Source organism: Desulfolithobacter sp. (genome assembly GCF_054025815.1).
On the sequence record NZ_JBPMMS010000035.1, the window covers coordinates 70,669 to 86,511 of the forward strand.

General features: G+C 57.5%; 14 protein-coding genes. 12 read left to right on the forward strand and 2 right to left on the reverse strand.

All coding sequences use genetic code 11. The features are described from left to right. Positions 1–37: 37 nt before the first annotated feature. Entirely contained in the window at positions 38–490 is a 453-nt protein-coding gene (locus ACXJJY_RS10250; RefSeq protein ID WP_456387464.1) for a hypothetical protein, read from the forward strand. 132 nt (positions 491–622) lie between these two features. Here the strand turns inward: ACXJJY_RS10250 and xseA are convergent, their stop codons facing one another. Next, entirely contained in the window at positions 623–1,981 is a 1,359-nt protein-coding gene (xseA, locus tag ACXJJY_RS10255) for an exodeoxyribonuclease VII large subunit (protein WP_456387465.1), read from the reverse strand. Between the two features lie 156 nt (positions 1,982–2,137). Between xseA and ACXJJY_RS10260 the strand changes: the two genes are divergently transcribed. Genes ACXJJY_RS10260 through ACXJJY_RS10275 form a run of 4 tightly spaced genes read left to right on the forward strand, consistent with a single transcriptional unit; the run spans position 2,138 to position 5,301 of the window. Then, the gene (locus tag ACXJJY_RS10260) at positions 2,138–2,833 is read left to right on the forward strand and encodes a YfgM family protein (RefSeq protein ID WP_456387466.1); all 696 of its coding nucleotides are present in this window, start codon (positions 2,138–2,140) and stop codon (positions 2,831–2,833) included. A gap of 30 nt (positions 2,834–2,863) precedes the next feature. Further along, positions 2,864–3,715, forward strand: a complete 852-nt coding sequence (panC, locus tag ACXJJY_RS10265) for a pantoate--beta-alanine ligase (protein WP_456387467.1) — start codon at positions 2,864–2,866, stop codon at positions 3,713–3,715. Between the two features lie 15 nt (positions 3,716–3,730). Beyond that, positions 3,731–4,093, forward strand: a complete 363-nt coding sequence (panD, locus tag ACXJJY_RS10270) for an aspartate 1-decarboxylase (protein WP_456387468.1) — start codon at positions 3,731–3,733, stop codon at positions 4,091–4,093. An 8-nt stretch (positions 4,094–4,101) separates the two neighbouring features. Beyond that, positions 4,102–5,301 carry a DegT/DnrJ/EryC1/StrS family aminotransferase gene (locus ACXJJY_RS10275; RefSeq protein WP_456387469.1) on the forward strand — a complete coding sequence of 400 codons (1,200 nt, stop codon included), beginning with the start codon at positions 4,102–4,104 and terminating at the stop codon, positions 5,299–5,301. A gap of 33 nt (positions 5,302–5,334) precedes the next feature. Here the strand turns inward: ACXJJY_RS10275 and ACXJJY_RS10280 are convergent, their stop codons facing one another. Beyond that, a complete protein-coding gene (locus ACXJJY_RS10280) occupies positions 5,335–6,141 on the reverse strand; it encodes a class I SAM-dependent methyltransferase (RefSeq protein ID WP_456387470.1) in 807 nt (268 codons plus the stop codon). 127 nt (positions 6,142–6,268) lie between these two features. On the opposite strand from ACXJJY_RS10280, the gene kdsB reads away from it, so the two are divergent. From kdsB to ACXJJY_RS10315, 7 genes are all read left to right on the forward strand, one after another. Then, positions 6,269–7,060 (forward strand): 3-deoxy-manno-octulosonate cytidylyltransferase, encoded by a 792-nt coding sequence (gene kdsB / locus ACXJJY_RS10285; RefSeq protein WP_456387471.1) that lies wholly within the window; start codon positions 6,269–6,271, stop codon positions 7,058–7,060. Positions 7,061–7,070: 10 nt separating this feature from the next. After that, a complete protein-coding gene (gene mdh / locus ACXJJY_RS10290) occupies positions 7,071–7,997 on the forward strand; it encodes a malate dehydrogenase (RefSeq protein WP_456387472.1) in 927 nt (308 codons plus the stop codon). 177 nt (positions 7,998–8,174) lie between these two features. Continuing rightward, on the forward strand, positions 8,175–10,631 hold the full coding sequence (locus ACXJJY_RS10295; RefSeq protein ID WP_456387473.1) for a 2-phospho-L-lactate transferase CofD family protein: 2,457 nt from the start codon (positions 8,175–8,177) through the stop codon (positions 10,629–10,631). Positions 10,632–10,720: 89 nt separating this feature from the next. Further along, positions 10,721–12,403 carry a hybrid sensor histidine kinase/response regulator gene (locus tag ACXJJY_RS10300; RefSeq protein WP_456387474.1) on the forward strand — a complete coding sequence of 561 codons (1,683 nt, stop codon included), beginning with the start codon at positions 10,721–10,723 and terminating at the stop codon, positions 12,401–12,403. Positions 12,404–12,460: 57 nt separating this feature from the next. After that, positions 12,461–12,850 (forward strand): response regulator, encoded by a 390-nt coding sequence (locus tag ACXJJY_RS10305; RefSeq protein ID WP_456387475.1) that lies wholly within the window; start codon positions 12,461–12,463, stop codon positions 12,848–12,850. Further along, positions 12,822–14,792, forward strand: a complete 1,971-nt coding sequence (locus tag ACXJJY_RS10310) for an ATP-binding response regulator (RefSeq protein WP_456387476.1) — start codon at positions 12,822–12,824, stop codon at positions 14,790–14,792. Before ACXJJY_RS10305 ends, ACXJJY_RS10310 begins: the two co-directional genes overlap by 29 nt. Before the next feature lie 34 nt (positions 14,793–14,826). Next, positions 14,827–15,828: a J domain-containing protein gene (locus ACXJJY_RS10315; protein ID WP_456387478.1), complete on the forward strand. Its 1,002-nt coding sequence runs from the start codon at positions 14,827–14,829 to the stop codon at positions 15,826–15,828. Positions 15,829–15,843 lie beyond the last annotated feature (15 nt).

Below are 15,843 nucleotides of genomic sequence, written 5' to 3' on the forward strand. Positions count from 1 at the left end.
TAACAATTGATGGGTAAAAAAATGGAGAACCTGCGCCATGAAGAAAATCTGTGCGGTTGTCATTGGAGGTTTCCTCTCCGTCCTGCCGGCTGATTTCAGCCATGCCGTTGACGAGGCGATCGCCTCGATTCATTCTTCACGGCCCCATGATGAATATCCTGCCCGGGAGCAGGAGTTGACCGAGCGGGAAAGGGCCTGGCTGGAAACCTTTTACAAGGGGAACATGCTGGCCGACGGCTGGGAGCGGGTCACTGAAGAGATCCTCGACAAGACCCCCCTGGAGATGCAGGAGGAGCAGAAAAAGGTGCTCGAGATCCTGGGGGAAAAGATCGGCCGGGAGTGGTGTCGTGACAACCGGGTACGGAGGATCGACACCAGGATGCTCCGGCAGTGGGGCGAAAAACTCAAGCAGGCGGCCGGAGAAGATTCCCGCAAGCTGGCCGAGACGATCCGGGAAATCGACCAGAAAGTCAACGAAATACTCAATTAATGCCTGTCTGAAGAAGAGGATTTCCTGAGTCGTTGCCTGCCCGGAGTCTCCCTTTGGGCGTCTTTTACCTGTTTAAGGTCAGATAAACGGAGATTTCAAGGGCTGCGAGAAAAATTACCGCAGGTATCTACTTTATAGTCCGTCCTTTTTGTTCTCGGTCCCGATAATCTGCTCCACCCGGCACCGAAGCCGGCCCTGGTGGAGCAGAACATCCAGCCGCTCGCCGATCCGCGTTTGCCTGCTGCTGGTGACCACGTGCCCCCTGTTTCCTTCTTTTCTGACAATGGCATAGCCCCTGGCCAGGGTGGCAAGCGGACTGACCGCATCCAGGACTCCGGCAAGATGGGCCAGGCGGGCCTGTTTGTCCTCCAGTATGCTGAGCATGGCCTGGCATATCCGTCGATGGAGTTCGTCCGCGCGTCGTCCGGCCAGGTCGATCTTCTGGGCCGGGCTGCGTGACCTGAGCCTGGTTTTGAGCTGATCCAGTTGCTGCTGCCGGAAGTCGAGCAGAACCTCCATGGCCCGGATCAGCCGCTCGGCAAGATGATCGACCTTGAGGAGCATGGTGGTCACGGGGTGGAGCCGGTCGCGGAGCTTGTCCTGAAGCAGGGTCAGCCGGTCACGGTAGATGTCCAGCTGGCGGGTCATGGCCCGGGTCAGGGTAGCGCGCAGCCGGGCAAGCCGGGTCCTGATTTCACTTGTATCGGGCAGGAGTATCTCGGCCGCCGCGCTGGGAGTGGGAGCACGCAGGTCAGCGACAAGGTCGGCAATGGTGAAGTCGATCTCGTGGCCCACAGCGCTGACCACCGGGATATCCGAGGCAAAGATGGCCCGGGCCAGCTCCTCTTCGTTGAACGGCTGCAGGTCCTCGATGGAGCCGCCGCCCCGGCAGAGGACGATGCAGTCGGTGTCGAGGTGGCGGTTGATGTCGCGTATGGCCTGGATCATTTCTTTGTGGGCCTGCTCACCCTGGACGGTCACCGGGTAGATGGCCAGGCGAACCAGGGGGAAGCGGCTGCGGGCCACCCGGATAAAGTCGTGGACCGCAGCTCCGCCGGGCGAGGTGACCAGGGTGATGTGCGCCGGACAGGAGGGTGCGTCCTTCTTGGCCTCACTGGCAAACAGCCCCTCGGCGGCCAGTTTGCGCTTCAGCTTTTCAAAGGCCAGCCGCAGATCTCCGGCTCCCTGGAGCTCCATGGTGTCGATGATCAACTGGTATTCGCCCCGAGGTTCGTAGACCGAAATCCGGCCCCGGCAAATCACCTGCTGGCCCTCTTGCGGCAAGTTTTCCAGGTAGCGCTGCTGCATTTTGAAGAGCACTGCCCTGATGGAAGCCTGGTCGTCTTTGAGGGTGAAGTAGAGATGACCGGAGCGGGGACGGCGCAGGTTGGAGATCTCTCCGGTCACGCTGACATGGGGAAATCTGGTTTCCAGGAGGCCGCGGATGGATCCGGTCAGCTCGGATACGGTGAAGATTCTCTGGCCGGTCATGGCTCTCTTTTTCCTCCCTCTGGATGCACTTTTCTCTTCCGGCTTAACCCGGTAGCGGGTATAGTTATCGGTTTACATGACAAGTGCAATACCAATTTCTATTTTCAGTCAGGGCCGCGGTTCCTGGCCAATATTCAAGGTACTGACAGGACAGACATGGCAGATAAGAGCGCCTTTGACAGACAGCATGTTGAAAAGACCGCCCTGGTGCAAGCATCCGGACTGCTGGAGCAGTTGAATCTGCCGCCGGGCGCCATCTCCTTTATCCGCAGGAACCAGCGGGCCATCTGGATCGGGGTGGCAGTGGTGGTCATCCTGGTTGTCGGCGTGGCCCTGTACGGATCCTGGCGCGAGTACCGGCTGGAAAAGGCTGCCTCGGTTCTGGACGCCGCCTTGATGGCTGATACGGGTAAACGGCTTGCGGCCCTGGAGGAGGTGGTCGACAAGTACGGCTCCACGCCTTCCGGAACCTGGGCCAGGATTGAGATCGCCCACCTGGTGACCGACCAGGGCGAGGTCGACCGGGCTATTGATGAACTGGTCGCGGTGAACAGGAAGGTGCGCGATTCCAACCCGCTCAAGCCTCTTCTGCTCTACAATCTCGGGGCCCTGTACGAGAAACAGGGTCAGCTCGACCAGGCCCTGGCCAGTTATCAGCCGCTTGGTGATTTCAAGGGTTTTGAAGTGGAGTCGTACCGGGCTCTTGGCCGGATTTATGAACTTCAGGGCAAAACCGACCGGGCCAGAGAGATGTATGAGAAATTTCTTGAAGCCGAAAGAGGGCGGGAAAGAGGCATGAATGGTGACCCGGAGACCGAGATCATCCAGTACCGTCTTGGCCGGCTCCAGTGACCGGCAGGCCGGGCTGTCGTTTTTGAAAAAATGAAGATTATCCGCAGTGTCGACGAGATGATCCGCTGGGCCCGGGAGTGCCGCGTCCGGCGAGAAAAACTGGCCCTGGTGCCGACCATGGGCTATTTCCATGAAGGTCATCTCTCGCTCATGCGGCTTGGGAATGAGCGGGCCGACCGGCTGGTGGTCAGCCTCTTTGTCAACCCGACCCAGTTTGGTCCCGGCGAGGATCTGGACACCTATCCCCGCGATTTCGACCGGGACCGGCAACTGGCTGAAAGTGAAGGGGTGGACGTGCTGTTCGCCCCCGCTTCGACGGAGATTTATCCGGATGGTTTCCAGACCAGGGTCGTGGTCTCCGGTCTCACAGGCTATCTTTGCGGAACCGACCGACCGGGACATTTTGCCGGCGTCACCACTGTGGTCTGCAAGCTCTTTAATATTGTCTGGCCCCACATTGCTGTTTTCGGCGAAAAGGATTTTCAGCAGCTGGCCGTTATTCGGCGCATGGTCCGGGATCTCAATATGGATGTGGAGGTCATTGGCCATCCAATTGTCCGGGAAAGTGATGGCCTGGCCATGAGTTCGCGTAACGCCTACCTGGACCCGGAAGACCGGAAATCGGCCCTTTGCCTGTCGCGGTCCATTGCCCGTGCCAGGAAGCTTGTGGCCGAAGGGCTCGTCGATGCCGGCCTGCTGCAGGAGGAGATAACCCGTTTTATTCAATCCCATCCGGCCACGGCCATTGATTATGTTTCACTGGTGGACTGCCGGACCCTGGAACCGGTTTCCCTGATCGACGACCATACCCTGCTGGCCCTGGCGGTCAGAATCCGCGACAAGGTCCGGTTGATCGACAACGGGATTCTGATCAAATCATGATTTTTCAGTACTGATATGCAACGAACACTGTTGAAGGCAAAAATACACCGGGCGACCATCACCGAGGCCGACCTTGAATACGAGGGGAGCCTGACCATTGACCGGGAACTTATGGATGCCGCCGGTATCGTTCCTTTTGAACGGGTTAAGGTGTACAATATCAACAATGGCGAGCGGTTTGACACCTATGCCATCGAGGGCGCTCCCGGCAGCGGGGTGATCGGGCTCAATGGAGCTGCGGCCCGCAAGGGGCTGAAGGGTGATCTGATCATCATCGTCACCTATGTCCAGGTGGAGGAGCAGGAGCTCGACAGGTTTCGGCCGGTTATTCTGCTCCTTGATGAGCAGAATAAGATTAAAGACAAACTGGATAAATAGGGGTTGTCATGCCTGGTTTTGAAGTGTTTGGGGAAGAGGAGAAGCAGCAGGTCCTGGAAGTGCTTGAAACAGGGGTTCTGTTTCGCTACGAATTTGGCGAGCAGCGCCGTGGGGTTTACAAGGTTCGGGAGTTCGAAGAGGCCTTTGCCCGCTACACCGGTGCTGGTCACGCCCAGGCCGTAACCTCGGGAACAGCCGCCCTCAAGGTGGCCCTGGCCGCTCTGGGCGTCGGAGCCGGGGACGAGGTCATTACTCAAGGGTTCACCTTTGTCGCTACCTGGGAGGCCATCTTCGATGCCGGGGCGATACCAGTGTTCACCGAGGTGGATGAAACCCTGAATATGGATCCGGCCGACCTGGAGAAGAAGATCACCGACAGGACCCGGGCTATCATTCCGGTGCACATGCTGGGTGCCCAGGCCAGAATCCGGGAGATCATGGCCATTGCCGACAAACACGGAATTCCGGTGATCGAGGACACGGCCCAGGCCGCTGGAGCCCGGCTTGACGGCCAGCATCTGGGCACCTTTGGCGCTTGCGGCACTTTTTCCTTTGACTCGGTCAAGACCATGACCACCGGAGAGGGTGGAATGGTGATCACCAACGACGAAGAGCTGTGGCGCAACATGTCGGAATATCACGACCATGGCCATGACCACGTGGTGAACCCCGGTGGTCGCGGCGGCGAGGGACGGCGCTTTATAGGTTTCAACTACCGGATGATGGAGCTTCAGGGCGCCATCGGCCTGGCCCAGCTGGTCAAACTCGACGATATGGTGGCGAGCCAGAAGAAGACCAAGGCACTACTCAAGGAAGCTGCGGCCGCCATTCCCGGGGTCGGTTTCCGCACCATCCTTGACGAAGAGGGCGATTCCGCCACGTTCCTGGCCTTCATGCTGGAGAGCGCAGAACGGGCCGCGGCCGTGAATCGGGTCCTGCGGGACAACAATGCCGGGGCTATCGCCTTTGGCGAAAACACCTGGCATTTCTATCCCAGGTGGGAGCATCTCATGGCCGGTTCCACCCTTTGCAACAACGGCTGGCCCTTTAGCCTGAAAGGAAAACGGCGGGTGATCTATCATCCTTCGGCCCTGCCGAAGTCGGCGGAGCTCATGTCCCGGACCCTGGTCTACCAGATACCGGTGAAGATGCAACGTGAGCAGATAGATACCATTACTGCCGCCCTGGGCAAGGCCGCTGCCCTGTAAACGGGGTTGGCCGAGCGGGACAGAGCCCGTTTTTCACTGTCCTTTGGTCAGGTAGATGTCAAATCGGGTTGAACGTCCCTTCAGGGTGTACGAGGGTTTCCGTTTACCCAGAAAGGGGCCTTTTCGCGGCCGCTTCACCACGACCCTGTTTCGGGCCGCTTGCATGGCTGTTGCCAACAGGATTGTTTCTTCCTTTTCCCGGTCCTGAGAATCGCCCAGCAACCACTGAAGGACCTGTAGTTCTTTCTTGGCCTTTGCTGCCTTGTTCCTGTCCCGATACATGGGGTCCAGGTATATGACCTGAAACGGTCTTATCCCGCTTGGCGGCAATGATGCAAGGTACTTGATGACATCTGTGCCGTGCAGGGTGATCCGTGCCGCCGCGTCCCTGGTTTCCGGGCTGTCCTTCGCCCGTTGCAGGCCGTCTTCGAGGAGCAGGGCCAGCACAGGATGACGTTCGAACATCTGCACCTGGCACCCGGCCTGGGCCAGGACAAAGCTGTCCCGGCCCAGGCCGCCGGTTCCGTCCAGGACATCGGGCCTTTCCCCTTTTCTGGCGCCCACCGCCCGTAGCAGCATTTCCCGGCCACCTTTTTCCCTTCGGTATCCGGCCGTTCCCTTGACAAATTCAACCCGTACGGCCAGGTCACCATGCTTCTGGTGGTGAACCAGCTCCAGGTGATCTGCTTCAACCCTCAGAAAAAGGGAGTCGGCAGGAGGATGGGTGAGGAGCGGGACCTCCATCCTTGCGGCCAGTTCAGCGGCTCTTCGGGCAGGCCTGTCACTGCTTGTGATGACCCCGGCCAATGGGTTTGGTCTGGTTTTGTTTTTCCAAGTCATACGGTCAAGTTATATTGCTATTTCTTGTTGTGCAATATATCATGATGCAAGTATATCGGAAAGGGTGTGTCAACCATTACCAGTCATCCGGCCGGAGAGGGTGGATGGCGTGCAGGCAGGACTGAAGATGAAAGAAGAACAACCAGGGGTAGTGGCCATTATTCCGGCCCGCTACCAGTCCAATCGTTTCGAGGGAAAGCCGCTGGCGTCCATAGCTGGAAAACCCATGATTCAGCACGTGGTGGAACGCGCCTGGCAGGTGGAAATGCTTTCCCGGGTCGTGGTCGCCACCGATGACGAGAGGATAGCCGCCAGGGTCAGGGATTTTGGCGGCGAGGTCGTGCTTACCCGCAACGATCACGCCTCGGGCACCGACCGGTTGGCCGAGGCAGCCGAGCTGCTTGATATCCCGGAACAGGACGTGGTGGTGAATATCCAGGGTGATCAACCCCTGTTTCATCCAGAAGTGGTCCGTCAGGTGGCGACTCCTCTTATCAGGGATCCGGCCCTGCCCATGGCAACCCTCATCTACAAGATCGTCCGGCCGGAAGAAATCGCCGATCCCAACCATGTGAAAACGGTTTTTGACTGCCATGGCAACGCACTCTATTTTTCCCGTTCGCCGATCCCGTTTCAGCGCAATCCCGAAGAGGACCGGCAACCCACCTATTACAAGCACCTGGGATTCTATGCCTACCGTAAGGGTTTTTTGCTGACTTTTGTCGGCCTGCCCGAGGGTGAATGGGAACAGTTTGAAAAACTCGAGCAGCTTCGCGCCCTGGAATACGGCTATACCATCCGGGTGGTGCTCACCGACCATGACTCCATCGAGGTTGATACACCCCGGGATGCCGAGCGGGTGGAAGCGCTGCTCAGCGGAAAAGACGATACTTATCCAATCATCGGCCATGCCGGTTGAGGAGGAAAACATGCAGAAGAAAATCACCATCATTGGTGCCGGAAATGTCGGTGCCACCGCCGCCCACTGGGCCCTTGTCCGTAAACTCGGCAACATTGTCTTGCTGGATGTCATGGAGGGCGTTCCCCAGGGAAAGGCTCTTGATCTCTGGCAGTCTGGTCCGCTGGATGGTTATGCCGGTTCTGTGATCGGCACCAATGACTATGCCGACACAGCGAACTCAGACGTGGTCATTATCACTGCCGGCCTGGCTCGCAAACCAGGCATGTCACGTGACGACCTGCTGGTAAAGAACGTGGCCATTGTCAAGGCCTGCGCCGAGGAGGCGGTCAAATACTCGCCTGACTGTTTCATGATTGTGGTCACCAATCCCATCGACGCCATGGTTCATACCGCCTTCAAGGTTTCGGGCCTGCCCAAGCAACGGATCGTCGGTATGGCCGGTGTCCTGGATTCGGCCCGCTACCGGACCTTTCTTGCCGATGCCATCGGGGTGGCGCCCCAGGATGTCTCGGCCATGGTCATGGGCATCCATGGAGACAACATGCTGCCCCTGGTCCGGCTGGCCAACGTTGCCGGAGTGCCAGTCACGGATCTGCTCTCCGAGGAGGAGATCGCCGCCATTGTCAAGCGGACGCAGATGGGAGGGATCGAGATCGTCAACCATCTCAAGACCGGCAGCGCCTTTTACACTCCTGGCCTGGCAGCCATTGAGATGGCCGAGGCCGTGCTCTGCGACAGTCGGCGGGTTATGCCCTGCGCCGCCTACCTGGAAGGGGAATTCGGTATCTCGGGATATTTTCTTGGCGTCCCGGTGGTCCTCGGAGTCAACGGGGTCGAGCGCATCATTGAGTTCGACCTCACCGAAGAGGAAAAGAAGGCCCTCGACGACTCCGTGGAAGCGGTCTCCCGGCAGATGGCCGCAACCGGACTCTAACACCCGTGCAGGCTCGCACAGCCTGCGCAACGAAAGATGAAAGCAGTTGTTGCCCCTGGAGGGCGGGACGGGACTTTCATGTAAACCGGCATCTCCGCTGCGCGGGGAACAACGAACAATGAAAGTCCGCCCGCCCGGCAACGGTGTTCTGGAGACTTTCGTAATAATCCCGGATTCATGCCCAGAGTCGAACCGCATCATATCCTGAGTCGGGAGCTGCAGGAGTTGACTACCCAGGCGGTTCCTGTGCTCGATTTCCTGCAGCACGATAACCTGGCGGAAAAAATAATCGACCTGTCTCTGTCCGGGGTCCCGGATTTCCTGGCCCCGGATCTGGGCCGTCGTTTGAGCCAACTTGTGCAGACCTTCTCTTTGGTCAATACCGATGGGGTCAAGGTCGTGGTCTTTGGCGGTGGGACAGGTTTGTCCAATATCATCGGCGGTGATTCCCGGCGGCCGGCCTGGCGTGATCACCCCTTCACCGGTCTCAAGGAGGTTTTTCCGGACCTGCACTCCATAGTCTGTGTCACCGATGACGGCGGTTCCACCGGAGAGCTGCTCAAGCACCTGCCCCTGGTGGCCCTGGGGGATATCCGCCATGTGCTGCTTTCTTCCATCCGGCGTCAGGACCTGCAGCGGCGTTACAGTCTGAATCGGCTTCAGGCCGAGGTTGTAGCCCGGGAGCTGCATGCGATCTTCAACTACAGGTTCATCTCCAGGCCCGGTTCCGCAGCCCAGCTTCTTGAGGACACTGGTGCCCGGCTCGATAACCTCCCGGACGAGCTTCGCGAACTGCTGGTCATCCTGACCGAACAGATCTTTGCCGACCAGAGGCTCTCTCCGTCTCTCAAGCGTCCACAGTGCCTGGGTAACCTGCTTCTTGCCAGCTCTGTTTTTCTCCTGCTCGATCCCGCTCTTTCTATTACTGACCTTGTGGCCGGCCACCGTATTGTCCGGACCGCCATGATCAAGGGACTGGGCAAGCTGGCGGTCAACATAGGGGCCGGCAAGTACAGCGTCCTGCCCTGCACCACCACCAATGCCCGACTCCAGGTCCAGTATGCAAACGGAGTGCGGGTGACATCGGAAGACAAGTCCTCCCGCGCTCAACGCGGCTATCCGGTTGATCGGGTCCTGGTCGAGTTTGCCCGGCAGCCTTTTCTTCCCACCGAGGCGCTGCAGCAGGTCCGGGAGGCCGATATCATTATCTTCGCCCCAGGCAGTCTTTATACATCCATCATTCCCATTATGCAGGTATCCGGGCTGCCGGAGGCCATCCGTGCCAATTCCCGTGCCATGAAACTGCTGGTGGCCAATATCTGGGTCCAGAAGGGCGAGACCGATGTGGCCCGTGACGCGCCCCATCGCAAGTTTCATGTCTCGGATCTTATCCACGCCTACCATCGCAATATCCCCGGCGGGGTCAATGGCCTTTTTTCCCATATCCTTGCCTTGAATCTGCGCGATATTCCCGGGTCTGTCCTCCAGAGTTATGCCCTGGAGTCCAAGGAGCCCATTTACCTGGACAGGTTCCGGCTCCGGGAGATGGGGTTCGAGGTAATTGAGGCCTCTATTTTTTCCCGCGAGCTGCTCAGCCAGCGCCGGGTGGTCCAGCACGATCCCGACGCCCTGGCCCGTGCGGTTCAGACCCTGTGGGGGCTCAAGGTCAGTGGCTATCTGCCGGACCATGCCCGTTCTCCTGCCTTGAACGGGCCCACAGGACTCAGGCCGGTGGTTCGCAGGGACAACCAGGTCCCCTGTGAGCGGTATGGACAGGTGCGGGTGCTCCTCCGATATCTCAGCACCGAACAGATATCAAGAAATTCCCGGTTCAGCGAGGGCATGCCGGAAACCGAAAGGAAGTGGCTCCTTGAGCGGGTTTCCGAGATTGTCTGGAACCATCCCGATATTCTCCTGGAGCACCTGGAGAACGTGCAGGGGATATCCCTGGTGGACCGGGACTGCTGGCACCGGAGCCAGAAATGGGATAACGTGTTCTCGTTCTACGATCCCTGCGATCGCCGGATCAAGATTCGCTGTGACATGACCGAAGGTCTGGAGCGGTTCGAGATGGCTTTTCTCCTCGCCCTCGGGCAGTCGCTGCTGGGTAATTATGCGGAAAAAAAGGAGATGGAGGATGTGCTGCTGGATGGGGAAAAGGTGGGGCGCATCTTTCGTCTCACGGTTCGGGAACAGCACCACCTGCAGTGTTTTTTTTCCCTTGATGAACTGGATACATTCCTCCGTCTGGCCCGGATGCAACCCTCTGTCAGGAGACCCAGATGCTATTTTCGCCTGGTGAACAGCGACGAGGGATTTACTCCGCCAGGCCTGCTTTTTGGGCTTTTTTATACCTGGTACCTGGACAACAGGTTCGCCACCCATATAGAATATAAAATGTCCATAATGCGGAATAAAATATCAAACTTGATCCCGGAGCAGATCCGTATCGTCGGGCGGAGGAAGGGGTTGATCCGTTTTTTCCGTGAGACCGTGTTTCGGCATCCCGGCGAATTGGCAATCGACGACAGGCTGCAGGAGACAGTTGAGCCGCCCCGGGCCGGCGAGACCGGGCAAATGGGCCGGCCGGCAGGCGGATCAGGGCTCCCTTTATCTACCGGGCGGCGAGCCTGAAAGGAAACCGTAGCGCATCGGTTTTCCGGCAACGACGCCGCTTTGTTCCGCCTTTATCCTGGCGGTTAACGTTTCTATCGAGAGCATTCATGTTTGGGAAAAAAAAGAAAGATGTACATCAGGCATTGAGCCCAGACATTACCTCGGCCCCGCAGCGATCCAGCCGGGAGATGGTTCAGGAGATCGAAAGCCTTCGTCAGACCCTTAAGGCCTTGCGCCAGACAGAACAGGAGTGGCAGCGAACCTTTGATGCGATAAAGGATCCTGTCTTGATCCTGAGCCCGGACCTGAAGGTGAAAAAGGGCAATGCTGCGGCCAGGAAACTGCTTGACGACGGCAAGCCGATCGAAGGTAAATACTGCCATGAGCTTTTTGCCGGCAGCGGTGAAACCTGCCGCAGCTGTCCGGCTACAGTAAACAGTACCAGTACCGACATTCATGTCCAGGAAGTCGAGCACAGGTATCTGGGCCGGGTTTTCCATATCACCTGCACCCCAATCGTTGAAGATGGGAAACTTGCCGGTTATGCCCATACAGCCAGGGATATTACCCTGCAGCGGACCCTGGAAAAACAGTTGATCCAGGCTCAGAAAATGGAGGCCATTGCCACCCTTGCCGGTGGTATCGCCCACGATTTCAACAATATTTTGGGTGCTATTCTCGGTAATACCGATTTGCTGCTCTATCGTCTGCCCGGACAGAACAGCGATGGTGATCCCACGCTTACCTTTCCGGAGGTAACCCAGCACCTGCAGGCAGTCAAGAAGGCAGCCAACCGGGCCAGGGATCTGGTCAGTCAGATTTTGGCCTTCAGCCGTCAGTCAGCCTCCCGACGCAAGAATGTCAGTATCGTCCCGGCCATCAAGGAGGCAATCAAGCTGCTGCGCTCCTCCCTGCCGGCCACTATCGAGATCAAGGCCGATCTTGATCCCGATGTCTGCCGCATCCATGCTGATCTTACCCAGATCCATCAGGTGTTCATGAACCTCTGTACCAACGCTGCTCAGGCCATCGACCATGAAGAGGGACGGCTGGAGATAGTCCTTCGCAGTGTGGACGCTGGTCCCGATGAGCTGCAGCGCTACCCTGACCTGCGGACGGGCAGGTACCTGATGCTCCAGGTCAAGGATAACGGCCACGGAATCCCGGCTGATCTTCTGGAGCGGATTTTTGATCCCTTTTTTACCACCAGGGAGGTGGGCGAGGGGACCGGTATGGGGTTGGCCGTAATCCACGGAATCGTCACCAGCCATGATGGCATTATCGATGTCCGCTCCAGGGAGGGTAAAGGCTCCGAGTTTACCGTTTTTATCCCCTGTGCATCGGAGGAGTCCCAGGACCAGGACGATGTGGTGGTCGCCCTGCCACTGGGTAAGGAAACGATCCTCTTTGTCGACGACGAGGAGGAAATCGTTGCCATGCGTACGAGAATGCTTCAATATCTCGGCTATACCGTCCTGCCGGCCACCTCGCCCGAGCAGGCCCTCGATCACGTGCGGACCGAGGGGCAGCGTATTGATCTGGTGATCACCGATCAGACCATGCCGCGTATGACCGGGCTGCATCTTGCCCGGGAAATTCACAAGCTGCGGCCGGAGATACCGGTTATTCTCTGTTCCGGCTTCAGCGAAGCCGTGACCCCGGATGAGGCCCGCCAGGCCGGCATCAGCACTTTTTTGATGAAACCACTTGATATGCGTCTTCTTGCCCAGACCATCCGTAAAACATTGAACACCAGTGCCAGCTCGCAGGACCAGCGCAAAGAGTCATGAAAGTCGTTGTTCGTCTGCCTGGTGCAACAGGTCTTTCATAAAAAGTCGGAGAAAAGAATGAGAATTCTGGTTATAGATGACGATGAACATATGCGCGAATTGCTCAGCCACGTCATCAAATGGGCCGGCTATGAAGTGTTGCTTGCGGAAAACGGGCGCATTGCCATGGAGATACAGCGGGAAAATCCTGCGGATCTGGTGATTACGGACTTGATTATGCCCGAACAGGAGGGGCTGGAAACCATCAGCACTCTGAAAAAAGAATACAGCAGTGTGAAAATCATTGCCATTTCAGGAGGGGGCAGGATCGGTCCCGAAGCCTATCTGCCCGCAGCATCCGAGCTTGGTGCTGACCGGGTATTCTGCAAGCCTTTTGATATTCAGGAAATGGTCACTGCCGTGAGGGAACTTCTCGGTGATGAAAAAACTCAAGGTTCTGGTAGTTGATAACAGTCCTGTTGTACTAAAAATTCTCAGCGTCATCCTTGAGCAGGAAGGCTGTGAGGTCTGTACGGCGGATAATGGTCTGCAGGCCCTTGAGATGGTGCCTCAACTTGAACCAGATATCATTTTTACTGACCTGATCATGCCCAAGATCGACGGAGCCAAGCTCTGTCGGGTCATTCGCAGCACCTCCCGCTACAGACACATTTTCCTTGTGGTTCTCTCCGGTGTCGCCCTGGAAGATGGTGTGAATGTCCAGGAACTGGAAGCGGATGTCTGTATTGCCAAGGGACCGGCTTCGGTCATGCGCCGGTATATTCTCGATGCCCTTGCCCAATATCGCCGGGGAGAGAGATACGACTGCACTGTCAAGGGGCTGGATGGCCTGCATGTCAGGGAAGTGACCCGTGAACTTCTGACAGCCAAGCGCCATAACGATATCATCCTTGACCGAATGAGCGAAGGGGTGGTGGAGCTCGATGGCAGCGGGCGGGTGCTCATGGCCAACCGGGCCATGCTGCAGATACTTGGCCAGCCAGAGGTCAGGTTGTTGGCCAGCCGGCTCCCTGAATACCTGTTGGGCGAAGAAGGCAGGCAGATAGAGAGCTGGCTGGAAAGCCTGGAAAAAGGTGTTCTCGAGCCGCTTGTCTTCGACGGTGAAGACCCCCTGCATATCCGGGACCGCCTGGTAACGGTCAATCTCGTCCCCTTGGTCGAAGATGATCATATCTTCATTGTCGGTATTTTTCGTGATATCACCCGGCGCAAACAGGCCCAGGAGCGTCAAAAACTGCTGGAACGGGAACTACAGCGGATCCGTAAGCTGGACGCGATGTCCATGATGGCCAGTGGTATATCGCACGATTTCAACAATCTGCTGGCAATAATCAAGGGCAATGTGGAAATGGCCCTGCTCTGCTGCAGGGAACGCCCCAAGATGCTTGAGCTTCTCAAAGAGGCGGACAGGGCCCTGCAGCACACCACCGATCTCATCCGGCAGTTCACGACCTTTTCCGACAATTATCTGCCATCCAGGAGTCAGGTTGATATTCGCGACCTGATAGCCGATGTGCTGGAGCACGCAGTCAAGGGAACCGAGGTGCGGACCGTGCTGGAGGCTTCCGATGGTCTGGAGCCTGTGGATGTTGATCCGTCCCAGATCATCCTTGTGCTTTCCAACATACTTCAAAATGCCCTGGAAGCTGTGGGACATGACGGAGAGATCACCATCCGGATAGACGGCGTGGATGGTGCCCGGGAGGGGGAGAAAACCGGGCTTCTGTTTCGACCGGGACCGTATATCCATGTGGCTGTCATCGATAACGGCCCGGGAATCGATCCTGAGCTGCTCGACCGGGTCTTTGATCCCTATTTTTCCACCAAGCAGAAGGGAATACAGAAAGGCATGGGGTTGGGATTGACCATTGTCCATGCTATTGTCAAGAAACATGGCGGGGTTGTCCGTATCGAATCCGAGGCAGGCCGGGGTTGCACCGTCCATCTCTATTTTCCGCTGGCCTTTGCCCCGGAACAGGATCAGGCCTGTTCATCTGATGATATCAGTATACGGGCTCTGATTATGGACGATGATGAGATGATACGCATTGTCAGCTCCAAGATGTTTTCCCTGCTGGGCTGCTCGGTGGAACTGGCTGAAAATGGAGAACAGGCCGTCCGTCTCTACGAACAGGCCATGGAGGAAAACAGACCGTTTCAACTGGTGGTTCTTGACCTGCGTGTCTCCGGCGGGATGGGGGGCCGGGAGGCGGCAGGCAAGATCCACAGGCTTGATCCGAACGCCAACATGATTGCTGCCAGTGGCGACTCTGCCGATCAGGTCATCCTCAATCCCGGGGCCTATCATTTTAAGGGGACCCTGGTCAAGCCCTATTCCATCGATATGGTGAAGGATATTATCCGTCAGGTGGAAAGGAGCATGGCTTGAGATCTCCTCAGGCATAAAAGGTATGTCAGCATCCATGTATCTCGCACGCCGGTTGGTTTCCGGACAGATCCATTACACCATTTGCCAAAGTTGTGAACTGGACGGGCGCCTGGTCCACAGGGACCTGGTGGAGCTTGGTCCGTCACCCGGGGATTATATCGTCTATCCCGGTGGAACCTCCTACTACATCGATTCCCGGATTCTCGAGCGCCTCCGTCGGTGCGGCCTGGAGCCGGATCCTTTTCAGGTGGAGAAACTGTTCTTCATCTTTCTCGACCCCTATATCCGGGATCGAATCACCCCCTTCATGGACCGTCAGAGTCATCGGCGCTGGAAACCGATGAACGGCGAGCTGCGGCGGCGGGCCGTGCAGGAGACCCACGAATTTGATCGGAGGCGGCAGCATTTTCTCCGCTTCGGCCAGATCGATCAGCGGGAACTCAACCGCTCCCCGGCGCTGTTTCGGGTCTTGCTGGACAAATCACGTGATGAACTGGAGCAGTATTTCATAGAGCAGGAACAGAGCCTGAAACCGCACGAGTATAAGCGCTACGTGTTCACTATCTTCAACCTGCAGCGGTTTTTCAGGACCACGGTCTCCCGTAGCCATCCCGAAGCTCTGGATGAGCAGCAGCTTGATCAATTCTTCCTCAAGGAGATTTGCCGCCTGGACAGGGAAGAAGATTTCTGGCTCGGTATAGAGCGTCACGCAAGGCTCGCCTCCTACCTGGTTCGCTACGTGGTCATGTATTTTGACTATGGTTTTCCCGGTGGTCACAGCTTAAACGATTTCGCCCGGAGGTTCATCGGCTCCGGCCATCGCCGGCCCGCCGGAGGCCGGGTATCCATGTCGGTGGGAGAGGCCAGCTCAGTCTTTGGTATCAGCCAGGCGGAACTGGTGACCATGGACCGAAAGGCCCTGACTGCGCTGTACCGGAAAAAGGCTCATGAACTCCACCCGGACAAGGGAGGAGATCACGACCGGTTTATCGAGCTGACCAATGCGTACCGGGAGCTTCTCAAAGGGAGGAGATAGCCCGGGAAATACCAG

Excerpts from the sequence above, each read along its gene's own strand:
- xseA (WP_456387465.1), bottom strand. The coding sequence starts at position 1,981 with ATGACCGGCCAGAGAATCTTCACCGTATCCGAGCTGACCGGATCCATC.
- ACXJJY_RS10300 (WP_456387474.1), top strand. The coding sequence starts at position 10,721 with ATGTTTGGGAAAAAAAAGAAAGATGTACATCAGGCATTGAGCCCAGAC.
- ACXJJY_RS10295 (WP_456387473.1), top strand. The coding sequence starts at position 8,175 with ATGCCCAGAGTCGAACCGCATCATATCCTGAGTCGGGAGCTGCAGGAG.
- ACXJJY_RS10280 (WP_456387470.1), bottom strand. The coding sequence starts at position 6,141 with ATGACTTGGAAAAACAAAACCAGACCAAACCCATTGGCCGGGGTCATC.
- ACXJJY_RS10250 (WP_456387464.1), top strand. The coding sequence starts at position 38 with ATGAAGAAAATCTGTGCGGTTGTCATTGGAGGTTTCCTCTCCGTCCTG.
- ACXJJY_RS10275 (WP_456387469.1), top strand. The coding sequence starts at position 4,102 with ATGCCTGGTTTTGAAGTGTTTGGGGAAGAGGAGAAGCAGCAGGTCCTG.
- ACXJJY_RS10305 (WP_456387475.1), top strand. The coding sequence starts at position 12,461 with ATGAGAATTCTGGTTATAGATGACGATGAACATATGCGCGAATTGCTC.
- ACXJJY_RS10260 (WP_456387466.1), top strand. The coding sequence starts at position 2,138 with ATGGCAGATAAGAGCGCCTTTGACAGACAGCATGTTGAAAAGACCGCC.
- mdh (WP_456387472.1), top strand. The coding sequence starts at position 7,071 with ATGCAGAAGAAAATCACCATCATTGGTGCCGGAAATGTCGGTGCCACC.
- panD (WP_456387468.1), top strand. The coding sequence starts at position 3,731 with ATGCAACGAACACTGTTGAAGGCAAAAATACACCGGGCGACCATCACC.
- ACXJJY_RS10315 (WP_456387478.1), top strand. The coding sequence starts at position 14,827 with ATGTATCTCGCACGCCGGTTGGTTTCCGGACAGATCCATTACACCATT.
- ACXJJY_RS10310 (WP_456387476.1), top strand. The coding sequence starts at position 12,822 with ATGAAAAAACTCAAGGTTCTGGTAGTTGATAACAGTCCTGTTGTACTA.
- panC (WP_456387467.1), top strand. The coding sequence starts at position 2,864 with ATGAAGATTATCCGCAGTGTCGACGAGATGATCCGCTGGGCCCGGGAG.
- kdsB (WP_456387471.1), top strand. The coding sequence starts at position 6,269 with ATGAAAGAAGAACAACCAGGGGTAGTGGCCATTATTCCGGCCCGCTAC.